This is a genomic window from Gluconobacter kanchanaburiensis NBRC 103587, assembly GCF_007988905.1.
Classification (GTDB): domain Bacteria; phylum Pseudomonadota; class Alphaproteobacteria; order Acetobacterales; family Acetobacteraceae; genus Gluconobacter; species Gluconobacter kanchanaburiensis.
This window is the reverse complement of the sequence record NZ_BJVA01000003.1, coordinates 142,191-158,155: the sequence shown is the minus strand read 5'-3', so window position 1 is coordinate 158,155 and position 15,965 is coordinate 142,191. Positions and strand designations below refer to the sequence as shown.

The 15,965-nt window shown below is 58.3% G+C and carries 14 protein-coding genes, 1 tRNA gene, 2 pseudogenes and 1 riboswitch; of the genes and pseudogenes, 12 read left to right on the top strand and 5 right to left on the bottom strand.

Annotated features, from left to right (window positions below; genetic code table 11):
- The first annotated feature begins 181 nt into the window (after nt 1-181).
- The 5 genes from infA to GKA01_RS03810 all read left to right on the top strand — a co-directional run bounded on the left by infA (nt 182) and on the right by GKA01_RS03810 (nt 2,422).
- Nucleotides 182-400 (top strand): translation initiation factor IF-1, encoded by a 219-nt coding sequence (gene infA / locus GKA01_RS03830; protein ID WP_007282896.1) that lies wholly within the window; start codon nt 182-184, stop codon nt 398-400.
- Between the two features lie 13 nt (nt 401-413).
- Entirely contained in the window at nt 414-1,070 is a 657-nt protein-coding gene (locus tag GKA01_RS03825; protein ID WP_141353310.1) for a Maf family protein, read from the top strand.
- Nucleotides 1,067-2,110: a ribonuclease E/G gene (locus tag GKA01_RS03820; protein ID WP_146859369.1), complete on the top strand. Its 1,044-nt coding sequence runs from the start codon at nt 1,067-1,069 to the stop codon at nt 2,108-2,110. The genes GKA01_RS03825 and GKA01_RS03820 overlap by 4 nt, the downstream gene beginning before the upstream one ends.
- On the top strand, nt 2,107-2,286 hold the full coding sequence (locus GKA01_RS03815; protein ID WP_146859367.1) for a DNA gyrase inhibitor YacG: 180 nt from the start codon (nt 2,107-2,109) through the stop codon (nt 2,284-2,286). The genes GKA01_RS03820 and GKA01_RS03815 overlap by 4 nt, the downstream gene beginning before the upstream one ends.
- Nucleotides 2,287-2,346: 60 nt before the next feature.
- Nucleotides 2,347-2,422 (top strand) — tRNA-Phe (locus GKA01_RS03810).
- A 189-nt stretch (nt 2,423-2,611) separates the two neighbouring features.
- Here the strand turns inward: GKA01_RS03810 and GKA01_RS13755 are convergent.
- Nucleotides 2,612-2,782, bottom strand: a pseudogene (locus GKA01_RS13755) (IS5/IS1182 family transposase); the annotation flags it as partial.
- Between GKA01_RS13755 and GKA01_RS03800 the strand changes: the two are divergent.
- The 5 genes from GKA01_RS03800 (at nt 2,779) to GKA01_RS03780 (ending at nt 7,269) form a co-directional block, all read left to right on the top strand.
- The gene (locus tag GKA01_RS03800; RefSeq protein ID WP_146859365.1) at nt 2,779-3,702 is read left to right on the top strand and encodes an FkbM family methyltransferase; all 924 of its coding nucleotides are present in this window, start codon (nt 2,779-2,781) and stop codon (nt 3,700-3,702) included. The pseudogene GKA01_RS13755 and the gene GKA01_RS03800 sit on opposite strands and share 4 nt — an antisense overlap.
- Nucleotides 3,703-3,847: 145 nt before the next feature.
- Complete coding sequence (locus GKA01_RS03795) at nt 3,848-4,309, top strand: hypothetical protein (protein ID WP_194265839.1); 462 nt, start codon at nt 3,848-3,850, stop codon at nt 4,307-4,309.
- A gap of 113 nt (nt 4,310-4,422) precedes the next feature.
- Nucleotides 4,423-5,052, top strand: a complete 630-nt coding sequence (locus GKA01_RS03790) for a DUF1269 domain-containing protein (protein WP_146859363.1) — start codon at nt 4,423-4,425, stop codon at nt 5,050-5,052.
- 72 nt (nt 5,053-5,124) lie between these two features.
- Entirely contained in the window at nt 5,125-6,135 is a 1,011-nt protein-coding gene (locus tag GKA01_RS03785) for a DUF6624 domain-containing protein (RefSeq protein ID WP_146859361.1), read from the top strand.
- Nucleotides 6,136-6,246: 111 nt separating this feature from the next.
- Entirely contained in the window at nt 6,247-7,269 is a 1,023-nt protein-coding gene (locus GKA01_RS03780; protein ID WP_146859359.1) for a bile acid:sodium symporter family protein, read from the top strand.
- Here GKA01_RS03780 and GKA01_RS03775 read toward each other — a convergent pair.
- The 4 genes and pseudogenes from GKA01_RS03775 to GKA01_RS03760 form a co-directional block, all read right to left on the bottom strand.
- Nucleotides 7,194-7,901 (bottom strand): annotated as a pseudogene (locus tag GKA01_RS03775) (ABC transporter ATP-binding protein); the annotation flags it as partial. The gene GKA01_RS03780 and the pseudogene GKA01_RS03775 overlap by 76 nt on opposite strands.
- Nucleotides 7,902-7,974: 73 nt before the next feature.
- A complete protein-coding gene (locus tag GKA01_RS03770; RefSeq protein ID WP_146859355.1) occupies nt 7,975-8,961 on the bottom strand; it encodes a FecCD family ABC transporter permease in 987 nt (328 codons plus the stop codon).
- Nucleotides 8,958-9,779, bottom strand: coding sequence for an ABC transporter substrate-binding protein (locus GKA01_RS03765; protein WP_146859353.1), 822 nt, complete (start codon nt 9,777-9,779; stop codon nt 8,958-8,960). The genes GKA01_RS03770 and GKA01_RS03765 overlap by 4 nt, the downstream gene beginning before the upstream one ends.
- 28 nt (nt 9,780-9,807) lie before the next feature.
- The gene (locus tag GKA01_RS03760) at nt 9,808-11,826 is read right to left on the bottom strand and encodes a TonB-dependent receptor plug domain-containing protein (protein WP_167506311.1); all 2,019 of its coding nucleotides are present in this window, start codon (nt 11,824-11,826) and stop codon (nt 9,808-9,810) included.
- Nucleotides 11,827-11,933: 107 nt separating this feature from the next.
- Nucleotides 11,934-12,141, bottom strand: a riboswitch (cobalamin riboswitch).
- A 159-nt stretch (nt 12,142-12,300) separates the two neighbouring features.
- Between GKA01_RS03760 and GKA01_RS03755 the strand changes: the two genes are divergently transcribed.
- Both GKA01_RS03755 and GKA01_RS03750 read left to right on the top strand, forming a co-directional pair.
- Nucleotides 12,301-13,071: a sulfotransferase family 2 domain-containing protein gene (locus GKA01_RS03755; RefSeq protein WP_146859351.1), complete on the top strand. Its 771-nt coding sequence runs from the start codon at nt 12,301-12,303 to the stop codon at nt 13,069-13,071.
- A gap of 225 nt (nt 13,072-13,296) precedes the next feature.
- Nucleotides 13,297-15,816, top strand: a complete 2,520-nt coding sequence (locus tag GKA01_RS03750; RefSeq protein WP_146859349.1) for a TonB-dependent receptor — start codon at nt 13,297-13,299, stop codon at nt 15,814-15,816.
- The last annotated feature ends 149 nt before the right edge of the window (nt 15,817-15,965 follow it).

Sequence of the window (15,965 nt, the reverse complement as noted above, 5' to 3'; positions counted from 1 at the left end):
GCTGTCTGAGAGGGCGGCACGACGCCAGAGTGCCAAAAAACCGCAAGAATCCCCGGACAGGGACCGGCCATGCTTGACCTTTGGGCTGACAGTCCGCACATAGCGGGCTGGATTTTCTGGCTCCGCACCGGGGCCACTGCCACGTGCAGATCATTACCCTGTCCCTGAAGCAAGGATTCACATGTCAAAAGAAGACCTGATCGAGTTTACCGGCACCGTCATGGAACTGCTCCCTAACGCCATGTTCCGCGTCACGCTCGACAACGAGCACACCATCCTCGCCCATACGAGCGGCAAGATGCGCAAGAACCGTATCCGCGTTCTGGCCGGTGACCGTGTCAATGTCGAAATGACGCCCTACGACCTGTCCAAGGGACGGATCACGTTCCGCTTCAAGTAAGACAGTCCGCCGCATGACCGCATCCCCGTCTTCCGCAGAAGGGTCATCCGGCCTTTTGGACCGTCCGAAGCTCGTTCTGGCCTCTGCCTCCCCGCGCCGCCTGAGCCTGCTGGAACAGATCGGCATCGTGCCTGACGCCATCGTCAGCGCCGATATCGACGAAGAACCGCGCCCCGGCGAATTGCCGCGCCCGCTCGCGCAGCGCCTCGCCCGCCAGAAGGCGGAGCATGTGGCCGCGCAGCGCACGGACGCCGCATTGGTCCTCGGCGCGGATACCGTGGTGTCGGTCGGTCGGCGCATCCTGCCGAAAGTCGAAGACGAAAAGACAGCCCGCGCGTGCCTGAAGCTGCTATCGGGCCGTCGGCACAAGGTTCTGACCGCTGTTGTCCTGCGCCCGAGCGCGAGCTGGCCGCAGGGCAATTCCTGCGAGCGGTTGGTGGAAACCTCCGTCATTTTCCATCGCCTGACGGATGCTCAGATCGACGCTCTGATCGCGCAGGGGGACTGGAAGGGCAAGGCAGGCGGTTATGCCATTCAGGGCGCCGCCGCTGCTCATATCCGCCAAATCGGCGGCAGTTACTCCGCCGTTGTAGGGCTACCCCTGTTTGAAACCGCGCAGCTCCTGCGCGGTCAGCCGGTTGGCAAGCCCTCAGGTGGCTGGATCGCATGACCGAAATCCGCGCAGCCTGTTCTCCAGGTGAAGTGCGGATTGCCGTCACAGATCATGACACGCTCCTGGATGCCGCGATCTGGCGCCCCGGCAGCCCGGATGGTCTGGAAGACTGGCATGTTGTCCGCGTCCAGAAAGCCGCTTCCGCTCTGGGTGGCGCGTTCGTCCTGCTCGAAGACGGCCAGAGCGGCTTTCTCTCCACACGTGAAACCCTGATCGAAGGGGCTCTGACCGCAGCGCGCGTCAGTCGCGCAGCCCAGAACAACAAGGGTCTGCGCCTGCGTCGGGCGGACATGCCCACCGAAGCCCCCTCCGCTCCAAAACTCCTGGAACGCGGCCCGACCCCGCTCGACGAACTTGCGGACCGCTATCCGGAGGCTCCGATTTTCGTGGATGATCCGGGCATTGCCGCAAAACTCCCTGTCCGGCTGCGTCCGCGCCTCCAGCGTTGCCAGCAGGCATTCGATGGCGCGCTTGAGGCCGATTTCGACAGTCTTGGCAGTTCCGATGCCGATCTGGGCCTGCTGACCGCCAGTTTTTTTCCGACCCCCGCCCTTGTCGCTGTCGACCTCGACAGCACTGGCACTCCTGACTTCAAGGGGAATGTAGCGGCCTTTCCCGAACTGGCGCGGCAGATCCGCCTGCGGAACCTCTCAGGCACGATTCTGGTAGATCCGGCAGGTGTAAAGACGCGCAAACGCCCCGCGCTGGTCGCATTCCTGCGCGAAGCCCTGTCAGACGATCCGCTCAAGCCAGATGTTCTCGGCGCAACACCGTCGGGCCTGCTGGAACTGACGCGCCCTCGCCGTCGCCCTCCTTTGCATGAACTTCTGTCTTCCCCACAAGGTCTGGCTCTGTCCCTCCTGCGGACGATCCTGCGCGAAGAGCGCCCAGGCCAGACGCTGACAACTTCGATCGGCCTTATCAAAGCACTGGAAAGTGACCCCGAGGCGCTTGCTGATTTCACGTCCCGCCGCGCCCGGCCGCTGGACCTTATCCTTGATCCCAATGCCCCACCCGCAAGCTGGAGCCTGTCATGAGCGAGTCCACCTGTCCGATCTGCCACCGCCCCACAGATCCCCAGTTCCGCCCGTTCTGCTCCCGACACTGTGCAGACGTGGATCTGGGCCGTTGGTTCAATGGATCATACCGGGTTCCGTCCTTCCGGCAGGATAATGACGAAGAGCAGAACGAATATCACGACGGAGAGGGTTGATCCCACCTCAATCATCCGCTAAACCCCATTCCGCAGCAGGGTCCGCCCTGTGGCTTCGGTGCCCAAGTAGCTCAGTTGGTAGAGCATGCGACTGAAAATCGCAGTGTCGGTGGTTCGATTCCGCCCTTGGGCACCATTATTAACCATAAATCACGAAAATAATTAAAAACGCGTCGGCATCTCTGGCGCGATCTGCGCTTTTCGCAACAGAACACGGTTTCGCCGTGTGCTTCTGGTCTTTTTGTCTGCCATGCGCTGAAATGATCTATGGTCTGCATGAATAGCAGAACAATCAAAGACGTTGGATTACTCCTAAGCTCAGGACTCATAGGCAGAAGATGACGGTGGGGCATCTGTCGTAGCGGATTGCTACCCTCCGCCAGTCCTTGAGCCTTCCGAACATGATCTCGATGCGATTGCGGCGTTTATATTTTCATTTGTCGTATTTGACTGGTTTTCCGCGGGATCTTCGCCCCGGAATGCAGGGCATGAATCCGATTTCTACAATCAAATCAATGGGGCCTGAGCCTAAAGCATGATCTAATCGGACGTTTTCTTGATTATTGTGGTGAATGGGCTTTTAACGAAGTCAAGTTCTGTGCGTCTCTTCTTAAAGAAGGCGCAAGGGTTCTTGATATTGGGGCATTCATCGGAACGTTCGGTCTGGGAGTCGCCTCCCTGCGCCGGCTAACGAGCCTGTGTGCCGTGGAAGGTAATCCCGAGCTCATTCCTTTTCTGAATGCGAACATCTCCCTCGCTGCCCAATGCCCGACAACCTCTGTTATCAATGCGATTGTCGCCCCTTCGGGTTACGAGGTGCATGGCCATTATGGTCAGGAGGAAAATCTCGGATCCACATCCTTCGTTTATGACGAAGCAACGGCGAATGTCCCAGATGATGTTCCGGTAAAAGCCACACTCCCCCTGACTGAACTGCGAAAGCAGAACGGCCCCTTCGATCTCATCAAGATCGACGCCGAAGGTATGGAATATGCCATCCTCAAGGATGATCGGGAATTTGTGGCGACCGGAGACTCCCTGATCTGGATCGAATACAATGAAGAAATTTCATCACTCGACTGCGCAGATCTGCTGCTCGGACTCACACTGCATTATTTTTCTTTTCCAGCGCATAGTTTCGAAAATTATCGTTCCCAGATCGAACCGCTACTTCCCTGGGCCTATGAAGACTTTCTCAGTCCAGCGGCAACAACCGACAACGCTCCATCCGACCAGAGCCCGAAGAGCGCTCCCGGGGAGGAGGCTCCGGAGGCCGAGCGGCTGGACAAGCTTCAGGAAGCCGACACTCACAGTCACGAACTGGAATCGGCACTCAATGACCCCCGTGTCCTGCTGCAGGAGGCGCAGAAGCTCGCCTTTGAGCGCTTGGAAGCGCTCAATCAGCTGACGAAATAAAGGGTCCGCAATCAATGCAGGAATAAGGAACACTCACTTTTCATGCATCTGGAGAGCTTCTGACACGTTCAGATCTCCATGCCGGCTCGCAGCCGGGTGTCCTCAGGACGACACAGTTCTTCAGACGCATGAAAGGTTCCAGACAATGTCCATCAGTATCAACCGCCGTGGTATCGCTCTCGCAGCACTCCTGTTCGGAACGGGACTGGCTGCCGCCCCCACCGTACATGCCGCCGATACTCTTGGAACACCAGTTGGACACGTCACGCTTTCTGCACGGTCGGCCGATGTCGGCATCGGCTATACCTGGGGTGACGGAACCCTGACCTACGGGCATCAGACTTACCATTTCAAGGTAACAGGCGCGAACATCGCAGCCGTTGGATATTCGGCCCTCAAGGCCGAAGGCACCGTCTATAATCTCAAGCATCTGCATGATTTCGACGGCAGCTATGGCGCACTCGCCGGAGAAGCAACTCTGGACAAGGGACTGGGCGGAGCCGTCCTGACCAACAGCAATGGCGTGCGCATCAAGATTGAAACCGCAACCCAGGGCGCGCGCCTGGCTGCAGGGGCACAGGGTCTGACCTTTACGCTGAGCAGGTAATCTGGTGTCCTCCTGCCGAGGCCTTCCAGAAAGGCCTCGGTCACAGGGTGGACAGCCCCCGCATGCCCGCCTCTTCCAGCCATCCTTTGCGGGGGAGCGGAGCATGACAGATCATGGACACCAATATTCTTGTTCTCTCCTTCACCGAGCAGAGCAAAGCTTTCCAGGCCTTTTCCGAACTGCGCGAACAGGCTGAAGACCAGAAGTTGGTTGTCGTCAACGAAGCCATTGTCGAACGCAATCCGGACGGTACGCTCGTCATTCACGACAACTGGGCACAGAATTCTTCCGGAGAGCAGGTTCTGAACGGTACCCTGCTGGGATCGGTTGTAGGGCTGTTGCTGGGTCCGCTGGGCGTCCTGCTCGGAGCCTCCATGGGCGCTCTGGTGGGAGAGAGCCTGTCGGTCGAAGACGCAGCAATCCGCAGCAGCCTTCTGGCGCAGATCGCATCCGTTATTCCCGCAGGGACGACAGCGGTCATCGCCACAGTACAAGAATATGTCCCGCAGGTCGTGGACCAGGTGGCGGCCTCTCTCGGCGCTTCCCTTGTGCTGCGGCGCCCGATCGAGGCAGTCGAACGCGAAGTTCTTGCCCAGCAGAAAGCACAGGCCGCAGCGGCAGCAGAAGCCGAGCGCGTTCTTGTTCAGCAGCATTCCAATGAATGGCACGAGCGCATGAACGAATGGCAGAAGCAGGTTTCGACCAGTCTTCATAACCTCAAGAGCAAGATCACAGGGGACTGAGACCGTTACGGTCTTGATCTGACCCTCTGATGCGGATCATCATGACGAAATATTTCCTTACAGGATGTCGTCATGATGGCCCGTTTTCGTATGATCTTTCTGCTGACCGGTCTGGGCGCGTTTTCGACAGCGTCCGCGGCTCCTGCACCACCAGCCGTTCTGGCGCCCTTTATTCATGACGGCAGTTTCAATCCCGGCGATTACAGGTTTGCCCGTGGTGCTTTTCCGGGCGCGACAGCGCAGCAGGCGGCAGACTGGAAGGCCATTGAAGCTTACGGCAAGACCTGCATGCAAGATGCGGCACTCGTGCAGGACACGGAGCTGAAAAAGCTCGGAATTATCGCATCCGTCCCGAAAGATCGCGGTTATCAGGACCGGCTGTGTTCGCAGATCCTTGACGTCACCTCTGCGCGGGAAGGTTTTGCGAATTGGGAGGCATTCCGGACAGCATTGTCCCGCAGCATTCCCTATTTCCAGACTTACGAGGCCGGGATCACGGCTTCAGTCAATGCCATTCACGGGGCAGAAGAGAACACACTCGAAGAAGAGGCCACAGCACGCGTTATTCCCGATCAGGCCTGGCGGGGGCCCCCTGGAATGGGAACGTTAGACAATTTGTCCGGAGTTGATGCCGATACGCTCAGGATGCTGAAGAACCGTACTGAACAGAGCATAGAGAATGTAGACTGGGACAACAGTCACTGGGTGCGGCATTTGCTGGAAACAAAGGGATGGTCAGCAGTCATAAAGACGGGACCAAGAACCGCAAAAATGATCTGGCTTATGGTGCAGCATGCGGATGACGACCCAGCTTTTCAGGCCAAAGCCCTGCGTCAGCTTACGCCATATGCGCGCGCAGGCGAATTCAACAAACCCGATTTTGCGCTTCTGACAGACCGGGTCATGCTGGCGACAACAGGCAAACAGCATTATGGCTCCCAGCTCTCGTGCCAAAACCATCACTATGCGCCCTATTCGCTTGATGCGGGCGGAGAAGATCCAAAGACACTGGACCGGCGGCGCGCCGAAATGGGATTATTTTCGGAAGCGACCTATCTGACCTACCTCCCGCCCCATTGCTGAGCGCAGGTAAAAGGTTTCAGCTTCACAGACTCTTCTCCGTCGCCTAGCAACAAACAGGATGTGACCTCCAGAACCGTTGCATGTCCACGAATGATCCGGACATAGTGCGGCATGAAGCGTCTCGACCCCTTTCTCCTGTCTCTTATCGCCGCCATTGCACTGGCCTCTTTTCTGCCCTGCCGTGGGCAGATGGAGCATATCCTCCAGCATGTTGTGACGATCCTCATCACGTTCATGTTCTTCTTTCAGGGCGCAAAGCTCGAACGTCATGCCATCGTGGACAGCGTGAAGGACTGGAAACTTCAGGGCAGCGTGCTGCTCTGCACCTTCGCGCTGTTTCCGCTACTGGGGATCGGACTGCATCTGCTGTTCCGAAGCGTCTTTCCGGATGCCCTGTTCGGTGAGGATCTATGGTCGGGCATTCTGTTCCTGTGCTGCCTGCCATCCACCGTGCAGTCTTCCATCGCGCTGACCTCCATCGCGAAGGGCAATGTTCCGGCGGCGATCTGCGCGGCAACGGTTTCCAACATCGCAGGTATCGCGCTCACACCGCTACTGACGGGACTAGTGCTCGGGCATGTGGGCGCGGGACATTCGCCGCTGGAGTCCATTCTCGACGTAAGCAAGGAGTTGCTGTTGCCATTTGCGCTGGGGCAGATCCTACAAAAATGGGTCGGGCCGATCGTACGCAGGCACAAAATCCTGATCTCATTCACCGATCGTGGGTCCATCATCGTGGTGGTCTATACGGCGTTCAGTTCGGCCGTGGTCGAAGGGATCTGGCACCGGGTTTCGGGCGCGCATCTACTGGAAGTCGCGCTACTCGACAGTCTCATGCTAGCGCTGGTTCTTGTGCTGTCCCATCTGATGGGCGACGGTCTGGAACAGACGACGGAAAACAAGATCGCGCTCCAGTTCTGTGGCTCGAAAAAATCACTAGCGTCAGGCGTGCCTATGGCGAGCGTCATTTTTCCGGCGGCGTCGGTCGGCATTATCGTGCTGCCCCTGATGATCTACCACCAGATCCAGCTCTTCACCTGTACGCTGCTGGCCCGGCGTTATGGTCGTCGCGTGCTCGCAACCAGCGACCAGGGCACGGCGACCTCACCGCAGCGTCGCACTGCCACACCATAAACTTCGGCAAACAAAGCATCCGTCAGCACTTCGGCGGGCGTCCCAATACCGACAAGACGTCCCTCCGAAAGGACCGCAATGCGAGTACAGAAGCGGGCCGCGAGCGCCAGATCGTGCAGAACCACAGCGACGGCCTGGCCCTGTGCGGCGTACTGGCCAAAAAGGTTCATAACAGTCAGGGCCTGCGCGGGATCAAGGGCCGCGACGGGTTCGTCCGCCAGCATCACAGGAGCCTGAACGGCAAGCGCACGCGCGAGCAGAATGCGAGCGCGTTCGCCGCCTGACAGACTGGCGGAAGAACGGTCGGCGAAGGCGCTCATCCCGACCGCGTCGAGCGCCTGTCGCACGGCGGCGGCGTCCTGTTGCGCTGAAGCCGTACGGCGATGGGGCAGACGACCGAGGGCCACGACGTCCCGCACGCTCATTCCGATTGAGGCCGGGGCTTCCTGCGGGAGATAGGCCAGATGGCGACCGCGCTCTTCGGGCGGCATGGTGAACAGGTCCCGTCCATCCAGAAAAACACAGCCCGTATCGGGGCGAAGCAGTCCGGCCATAACGCGCAGGAGCGTACTCTTGCCCGCACCGTTAGGGCCGATCAGGCCGAGGACTTCGCCGGGACGCACCTCGAGTGCAATATCATTGAGAAGTCTATTGCCCTGAAGGGTCAGGCTGATCGTATCTGTCTGGAGGATCATGACGCACTCCTCATACCGGCCGGCCGCGCAGGCGCCAGACCTGCCAGAAAAAGACCGGTGTTCCGATCAGCGACGTGACGACACCGAGTTGCAGTTCGGCCCCGCTGACGGGCAGGCGTACAAACAGGTCAGCCGCCAGCAAGAGCGCCGCGCCACCAAGGGCAGAGGGCAACAGCAGACGTGACGGGCGCGCTCCGGCGAGCGGGCGCAGGAGATGCGGCATGACGAGCCCGACAAACCCGATCCCGCCCGCAACGGCAACCCCGCTGCCGACCGCAAGCGCTGTTCCGATCACGACGCGCCACTGCACGGCCCGCAGGGGGAAGCCCATCGTCTGGGCAACGTCTTCACCAAGGGTCAGGGCATCCAGCGACCGCCCCGTGCTGAAAAGCAGCGCGGAGCCGATCAGCAGACCAGGCATCGCAATCAGAACATCCTGCTGGCTGGCACGCGACAGGGAGCCCATGAGCCAGTGCATGATTTCATAAGACGCATAAGGGCTTGGCACGAGATTGAGCGTCAAAGCCAGAAGCGCGGCACTCATGGAGCCCAGCGCCGCACCGGCGAGTACCAGAACCAGCGTACCGCCGCGCGTGAGGACCAGAAGCAGGAGTGTCGCGAGCCCAGCGCCGGACAACGCCGCCAGCGGGAGTGCGGGCGCCCAGACTGCCGAGACGCCAGTATAGAAGACTAATACCGCCCCAAGAGCACCACAGCCCGAAATACCCAGCACGCCCGGATCAGCGAGTGGATTACGGACCAGTCCCTGAAGCGCCGCCCCCGACAGACCCAGCGTTGCGCCGATCAGCAAAGCGAGGGTCATACGCGGCAGGCGGATCTGGCCGATGATGGTCGCGGCGATCGTCGCGCGGCCATGCAGCATGTCGGACAGGCCCTGAGTGACGCCGATCCCCGCCAGACCTGCGGCCAATGACAAAATGGCGAGAGCCAGAACCAGCGTGGTAAGAATGGCAACGGTCAGGGCATAACGGCTCATGGTGTAGACTCCGCGCCGGTCAGACGGTCATGCGCGGCGATCAGGGCGGTCAGCGCATCGAGAGTATCAGGCGTGCCGCACATGGTCAGCCGACCGGGAAGGGCTAACAGATGCATGCCCGTGAAACGGTCCCGCAGGGCAGGATGATGAACGGCATCTTCCGCTAAAGAGACGCCTTCCGAAATCATGCCCGTCACCAAAAGATCCGGCGGATGGGCAATCAGCGTTTCCAGCGCGATGGTGCCATCTGGTCGCTCGGACGCAGACAGGCGGAAGCCCGCGCGTTTCAGCAAATCGGTAATCAAGCCGCCCTCTTCTCCGGCAAGGTTCGCGCCGATGACCGTAGCCGTCAGGATCTGCTCCGGATGAACAGGATGGAGACTTTCCAGACGCTTACCAAACGCACGGATCATGTCCTCGCCGCGTGCATCTTCGCCGATGGCGTGGGCGACTGTGCGGATCTGGGTGGGAATATCCGCTAGAGATGCAATGGAGGGAAGCTGCACGAAGGGGACATGTAGCACATCGGTCACGAGCGGAACGGTCGGACGGTGCCATGTCCCGTCCAGAACAACATCCGGATGGGTGACAACAAGGTTTTCGCCATCAGGCCGCTGGACAGGATAAGCCCTTGCAGCCTCACAGCGAACGGATTCCGCGCAGTCCGTGGCCAACGGGCTGAGACCAAGGATATGAGACGGGTCCGCCAGTTCAAGCAGCAGTTCGTCCGTACACAGATTGAGCGAGACGATACGGGTCCGCACCGGACCGGCACAGGCCGATCCGGAAAAACAGCCCCACAGCAGGAAACTTGCCATCGGGACTGCAAAGACGTGAAAAAGCGTCTTAGAGGCCAAACGTCACACCGCCGTAGAAAGAACGCCCTGGCTGGAGATAACCGACCGGGTTTTCATAATATCGATTCCCAAGATTATCGCCACGCGCGAACAGGGTTACGAAATTAGCCAACTTGTATTCCGCAGCGATATTCACTGTGACGTAGTCATGACCGATCGTGTTCATGGACGTGTAGCGGTCGAGATCGTGCCAGCCGCTGACATAGAGCAGGCTTGGCGTGATGCTCAGGCGCTTGGTCGGCGTCCAGATGACGCTGGCCGTGGCTTTGTGGCGGGGACGGCGAACGAGGGCCGCACCCGTGCTGCGATCCGTGGCGTCCGTCCAGGTATAAGTACCGCGCAGATCTACGCTCTTGATGATGTGGTAATCAACAAAAGCTTCCACACCATGCGTCTGCGCACGGGCGACGTTGATATAGGTGTAGTTGTAGCCCGACAGTGCGTAATTGATGAGGTTCCGCACATGGTTGCCATAATAGTCAGCACCAAAGGTCAGCTTGCCGCCCAGAAGACGTTCCTCAAACCCAGCGTCGAAGCCCAGAAGACGCTCGGCTCGCAGGTTCGGATTGGCAAGGGAGTAATAGGCCGGATAGCTGACGAAAAGCTGGTTCAGAGACGGTCCATGGAAACCCGAACCACCGCTGGCTTTCAGTGTCAGACCGGTACCAGGGATCTTCACCGCCGGGGCGACACGCCAGGTCACGTAATTACCGTAACGGGAATTGTTGTCGTAACGGATATTGGCCGAACCGAAGAGAATATCGTGCCAATGACCTTCAAGCTGACCCCAGGCGGCATTCGTCGTGGTCTGAGCTGCGACCGGGGTCATGATCCGTTCGCGGATATAATCATATCCCACGAGGAAGGAGCCATTATGACCAAGATGGGTCAGGCCCTGCCAGTCCACCTTCAGACGATCGCCACGATTGGACGCGATATCTGATTCTCCAGCCGTGATGTCATGGCGGCGATAGGTGACGTACCCGACGCCGAGCGTCTGCTCGAACACACCCTTGAAGGATTTCAGATGGGCCGTTCCGCGCAGAATTGCTTGTTTGAGATCGCTTTCATTCTGCTGGGCTGAGGGCAGCGTCGGGTAGGAACTGTAATCGTCAGCGACGTATTCGTAATCCGCCTGCGTGAGATGGGCCGTGAAGCCGAGATCGAAATTGTCCGTCACGTCGTAGCCGAGCCGCACATTGGCTGTGCGGTTGTCGTTACGGTTGGACGCAACGTCATGGTCGTGAACCTGCGCGCGAATGGCTTTTGGTACGGCCTGATAGTCGCCGACATGATTGTGCGAGACTTCGACCATGTAATGGAAACGGCGCAGCGATCCCGAGAACCCGGCCGTCTGGTTCTTGGTGGAGTAGCTGCCGCCTTCGAGCCGGACGAAACCGTGCAGCGGTCCCTGCCCCTGTTTGGTCGTCATGTCGATGACGCCGCCCATCGCATCCGCGCCGTACAGGCCACTCTGCGGTCCACGCAGGATTTCCACACGGGCCAGCCCATCGGTAAGAAACTGCGCTGTATCGAATGCACCGGCCGGCGTGGACGGATCGTTGATGTCCATCCCGTCCAGCCGCACCTTCACTTCATTGGCGTTGGTGCCGCGCATAAAGATCGACCCCGTACCGCCGGGCCCGCCCGTGCGCACCATGTTCAGGCCCGGTTCGCGCGACAGAAGGTCCGCAAGATCGCGCCGTTGAAGCAGTTCAATGTCACGCTGGGTCACAACCGTAACCTGCGAACCGACCCTACTCAGATCCTGCGGCATACGGTTCGCAGTCACCGTCACGGTCTCGGGAAAAGACGATGAAACTGCTGTCGGAGCCTGATTTGGCGCGCGCATCGCAGTACCCGGAGCTTTCTGCGCAGATGGTGCCGGGGGTGCCTTGAGCTTCTGCGACAGGAGCGGTTCCTGTGCCGGTTGAGCGACTGGCGCAGCCAGCGCAGGCACGGCGACAAGCATGCTGCTCGCAAGAAGAAGACAGGAAATACGGGGCATGGTGATGGCAATGTCTCGTCGTTCAGCGTTGCCCTCAAGAAGGAGGCAGACCCATGCCAAAAGGGCCTGACCCGGCGTTCCGATGCACCCCGCCCGGACCGTCCTTCGGACAACTCATGCTGACGGCAGGTCTCCTGGCTCGTCCTGAGGCTTCAGGCCCTTCCCGGCTGAGACACCAGTGGGTTCATGTCCCGAAACCGCGCCGTCCGTCCGTCCGGACAGAGCAGCGGGCACTTACAGTTGCGGGGGCAGCCGCAGCCTTGCACTGCGTTCCCTTTTCACCCGTCCTCCGGGCACCGTCAGATGTCATGAAGCGCTCCGGACCCGGCGAGTCAAATACAAAAAACCGTCCGTGACGGATTTGACACATTCTCTCCCTGCAACATGAATTTCATTCGGTTACAATCCGTCCTTTGCCTTGACCTTTTCCCACCGCCAGTGTTGCGCCACCGGATACAGAATCAGGACACGGTTATGACGCCTCCTTCTGCTGCACTCTCCACTGCCCAGCCGGACACATCTCTTCAGGCCGACTGTAATACGGGCAGCGCAGCGGCAATTGGCCTCCCCCACCGCCTGCTGTGTACGGTGTTCCGGGTCCGCCAGTATAATGATGTCCATGCGCGGGCCGCCGACCTGCACCTGCGACTGCCGCTGGGCCGCAAGCGTCTCCTGCGGATCGAAAAGATCCGGCAAGCCGGTGTCCTGTTCATCCATGTTCCCAAAAACGGCGGCACATCGATCTGCGAACTGCTTTACGGCGGTATCATGATGCATGAAACTTGGCGTTACTATCAGCATGTCGCACCTGATCTGGGCCAGACCCTTCCCAGTTTCGCAATCTGGCGCGATCCGGTGGAGCGCTTTGTCTCCGCCTGGGCCTTTGCCCGGCGCGGCGGAACATCGCGGGTCCGGATCCACGCGTCCGTCAATGCCCTCTACCGCTCGTTTCACACGCTGGACGATGCGATCGACCATGTAGAGTCCTGCGCCTCGGTCTACGACATGGATCATGTCTTTCGCCCCCAGACACTTTATGTCTGTGACCGAGACGGAAAACTTGCCGTTGATGAGCTGTTTCCTATGGAGAAGATCTCATCCCTGCCTGACCTCGTCCCCGCATTTCGGAACCGCACGGTACCCCACCTCAACCGCAATCATCATGACCTCGTTCCTACGGCCGCCCAGGCCAGAAGGATTCGTCAACTTTACAGTGCAGACGAGGCGCTGAGACCCGCGGGATAGGAAACCGTAACGATCGGGGACGGAAAAACGACGCCTGTCTTTCAAATGTCACAATCATTAAGAGGTTTCCTGCCGTTTTTTCACCGTTACGCCAATGAAATGTGACTAAATTGCCATATCTCCTGCATGTCATATCATGTCAGTCCACATCTGATTGAAATAAGGCTGCCACTCATGCTTTTTCTCGGCTGAAAGTTCCCCTGACCGAGAAAGACCGAAAATACGATGCGCCTTGCTCGCCTGCTTTCGACTTCGGCCCTGTTTGCATTCGGTACGGTGTCGGCCTTTGCCGCACCCGCAAACAGTACGGCCCCTTCAACCAAGAAGGGTCCGACGAAAGTCGCTGCCGCCTCCGCCCCGTCCATGATGGGCAACACGGCTCCAACAGACGAACACGAAGAACATGTTTCCGTCAGCGGTCACCGCTCCTATTTCGATGGCGTAACACGTCGCGATGTCGGTGGTGGACTGATGCAGAAACAGGATGCGGCCAAGTCCGTTTCCGCCATCTCCCGCGACTACATCGAAAAGCAGGCACCGGGTCAGGACCCAATGCAGCTTATCGCTCTGCTTCCGGGTGCGAACGTCACGTCTTCCGATCCAGCCGGTCTAACGGGCAGCCACATGAGCACCCGCGGTCTCGACCAGTCGCAGATGGGCTTTACGCTTGAAGGCTTCCCAATCAACGATATCGGGTCTTTCTCAGTCTATTCACAGGAAATCGCGGACTCAGAGAACCTCCGCAAGGTCAGCCTTGCACAGGGTTCCTCTGACCTTGATAGCCCCCATCTCAGCGCCACCGGCGGCGTGGTCGACATGTACATGATCGACCCGAAAATGAAGAAGGGTGGCGCGTTCGACGTGTCTTACGGATCGTATGCCTATACGCGTGGCTTCCTACGCCTCGACACCGGAAAGATCGGCAACACCAATCTGCGCGCCTACTTCTCTGGCTCCTATGCCACAGAAGACGCCATCCACTCTGAAGCAACGAACCGCAAGCTCCATGCTGAAGCGAAATTCGTAAACGACTGGGGTGATGGCAACCGCGTCTCGCTCGCTATCGTCGGAAACCGACTCTATAACTACCTGTCACCAAGCGTAAATCTTCCATCGTGGAATGCGTATGGTTTTGGCGAGAAAACGGGTTACGTTGCACCGTGTTATGCTGGTTCCACTTGCACTCGCCCGAATGGAACTACTTTTAAAAACACAAGCAATGCCACAATAAACAATACAGTTTATAATGGCACATACAAAGAAAATAATAGCAATTACTATAAACTCCATCAGAATCCGTTTACCAATATCTACGCTAGTGCCCCCTCGACCTTCAAGTTAACGGATCACCTTGTTCTCACAGAAACGCCTTATTTCTGGTACGGTGACGGCAGCGGCGGCGGTGCTTACACGACACCAACAAGTTGGGGCGCCACGAGCATGACTGGCACACTGAACGGCAAAAAGCCCTCCAGCAGCACGTTGATGTATGAACCCTCGCTCACCACGACCTATCGCCCGGGTGCCGTCACAAAGCTGACACTGACAACCGGCGTTAACCGCCTGATGGTCGGATACTGGTTTGAATATGCCAAGCAAATCCAGACGGCGCCTGCAACAGGCATCGCATCCAACGGCACACCTTGGAACATCTGGGGCAGTGGTCCGAATTTCATCTTCAATGACGGCACGACCTATCAGTACCGCGCCAGTCTGACGCAGACCCGCACCCACGTCATGTTTATTGGTGACAGCCTGTCGCTGCTGAACAACAAGCTGACCATCGACGCCGGGTTGAAGTATGCAATCGTCACACGCGACGCTCACAATATGCTGCCCGATACGTCAACAGGTCCTTACATCAACAAAACATTCTATCAGCCTCTGCCGACAGCATCGATCCGCTATCAGATCAATCCGGAAATGCAGGTCTTCGTCTCTGGCGCGACGAACTTCCGTATCCCGATGAACTACTCGCTCTATGACGCGGGTACATATTATAAAAACGGCGGATACAGCACGCAGGCCAATGCAAACCAGCAGCCTGAAATTTCCATTTCAGAAGAAGCCGGCTGGCGTTACACTGGCCCAACGGTCATGGCCTCAATCACATACTTCCACTATAACTTCACAAACCGTCTGTTCTCTCAGACCGAATGTCTGAATTCAGCGTGCACCAACTACGCCACGACCAATATCAATGCCGGTGGTCAGAGCACGAACGGTGTGGATGCCGAAATCGGAACGCGTCCAATTTTCTATCACCTGCGGCCCTATGCGTCCTTCGAGTACGTTGACGCCCGCACCACCAGTAACCTGCGCGCTGGTAGCGGTGCATCAAGCGACTACCTGCATACCGCCGGAAAATTTGCTCCTGAAACCCCAAAATACCAGGTTGGCTTCAACCTCGACTATGACGACGGTAATATCTTTGGCGCTTACAGCCTGAAGTACGTTGCCAAGCAGTATTCGACATTCATGGACGACCAGCATATTCCGGGTTACGTCAAAATGAATATCTCGGTCGGCTATCGCTTCAAGAATCTGGGCTTCCTGCAAGCACCGAACATCAAGTTCAACCTGACCAACATCACCAACAACCATTACCTCGGTTTTCCGACCGGAGTTCAGACCAACGCACAGACACAGCGTGGCATCTTCGGAAACAGCGTCAAAGGAACGGCTCCGACTTACATGATCGCAGCACCGTTCGCTGCAACCGGTTCAATCAGCGCCGGTTTCTGATCCCTTCAGATCCTGCTGAAACTGAATACCCCATGCTGGTCTCCGGCATGGGGTTTTTCATGTCTGCATGGCGCGTCTGGAGCGCTGACCGCCCCTTGCGCTCACCCTGCCGATATGGCCATTTACATTACACCAGAGATGAAAAGGAT

Coding starts and splice junctions, on each gene's coding strand:
- GKA01_RS03820 (WP_146859369.1), top strand. CDS start 1,067: ATGACCGAAATCCGCGCAGCCTGTTCTCCAGGTGAAGTGCGGATTGCC.
- GKA01_RS03825 (WP_141353310.1), top strand. CDS start 414: ATGACCGCATCCCCGTCTTCCGCAGAAGGGTCATCCGGCCTTTTGGAC.
- GKA01_RS03760 (WP_167506311.1), bottom strand. CDS start 11,826: ATGCCCCGTATTTCCTGTCTTCTTCTTGCGAGCAGCATGCTTGTCGCC.
- GKA01_RS03780 (WP_146859359.1), top strand. CDS start 6,247: ATGAAGCGTCTCGACCCCTTTCTCCTGTCTCTTATCGCCGCCATTGCA.
- infA (WP_007282896.1), top strand. CDS start 182: ATGTCAAAAGAAGACCTGATCGAGTTTACCGGCACCGTCATGGAACTG.
- GKA01_RS03750 (WP_146859349.1), top strand. CDS start 13,297: ATGCGCCTTGCTCGCCTGCTTTCGACTTCGGCCCTGTTTGCATTCGGT.
- GKA01_RS03770 (WP_146859355.1), bottom strand. CDS start 8,961: ATGAGCCGTTATGCCCTGACCGTTGCCATTCTTACCACGCTGGTTCTG.
- GKA01_RS03790 (WP_146859363.1), top strand. CDS start 4,423: ATGGACACCAATATTCTTGTTCTCTCCTTCACCGAGCAGAGCAAAGCT.
- GKA01_RS03815 (WP_146859367.1), top strand. CDS start 2,107: ATGAGCGAGTCCACCTGTCCGATCTGCCACCGCCCCACAGATCCCCAG.
- GKA01_RS03765 (WP_146859353.1), bottom strand. CDS start 9,779: ATGGCAAGTTTCCTGCTGTGGGGCTGTTTTTCCGGATCGGCCTGTGCC.
- GKA01_RS03755 (WP_146859351.1), top strand. CDS start 12,301: ATGACGCCTCCTTCTGCTGCACTCTCCACTGCCCAGCCGGACACATCT.
- GKA01_RS03795 (WP_194265839.1), top strand. CDS start 3,848: ATGTCCATCAGTATCAACCGCCGTGGTATCGCTCTCGCAGCACTCCTG.
- GKA01_RS03785 (WP_146859361.1), top strand. CDS start 5,125: ATGATGGCCCGTTTTCGTATGATCTTTCTGCTGACCGGTCTGGGCGCG.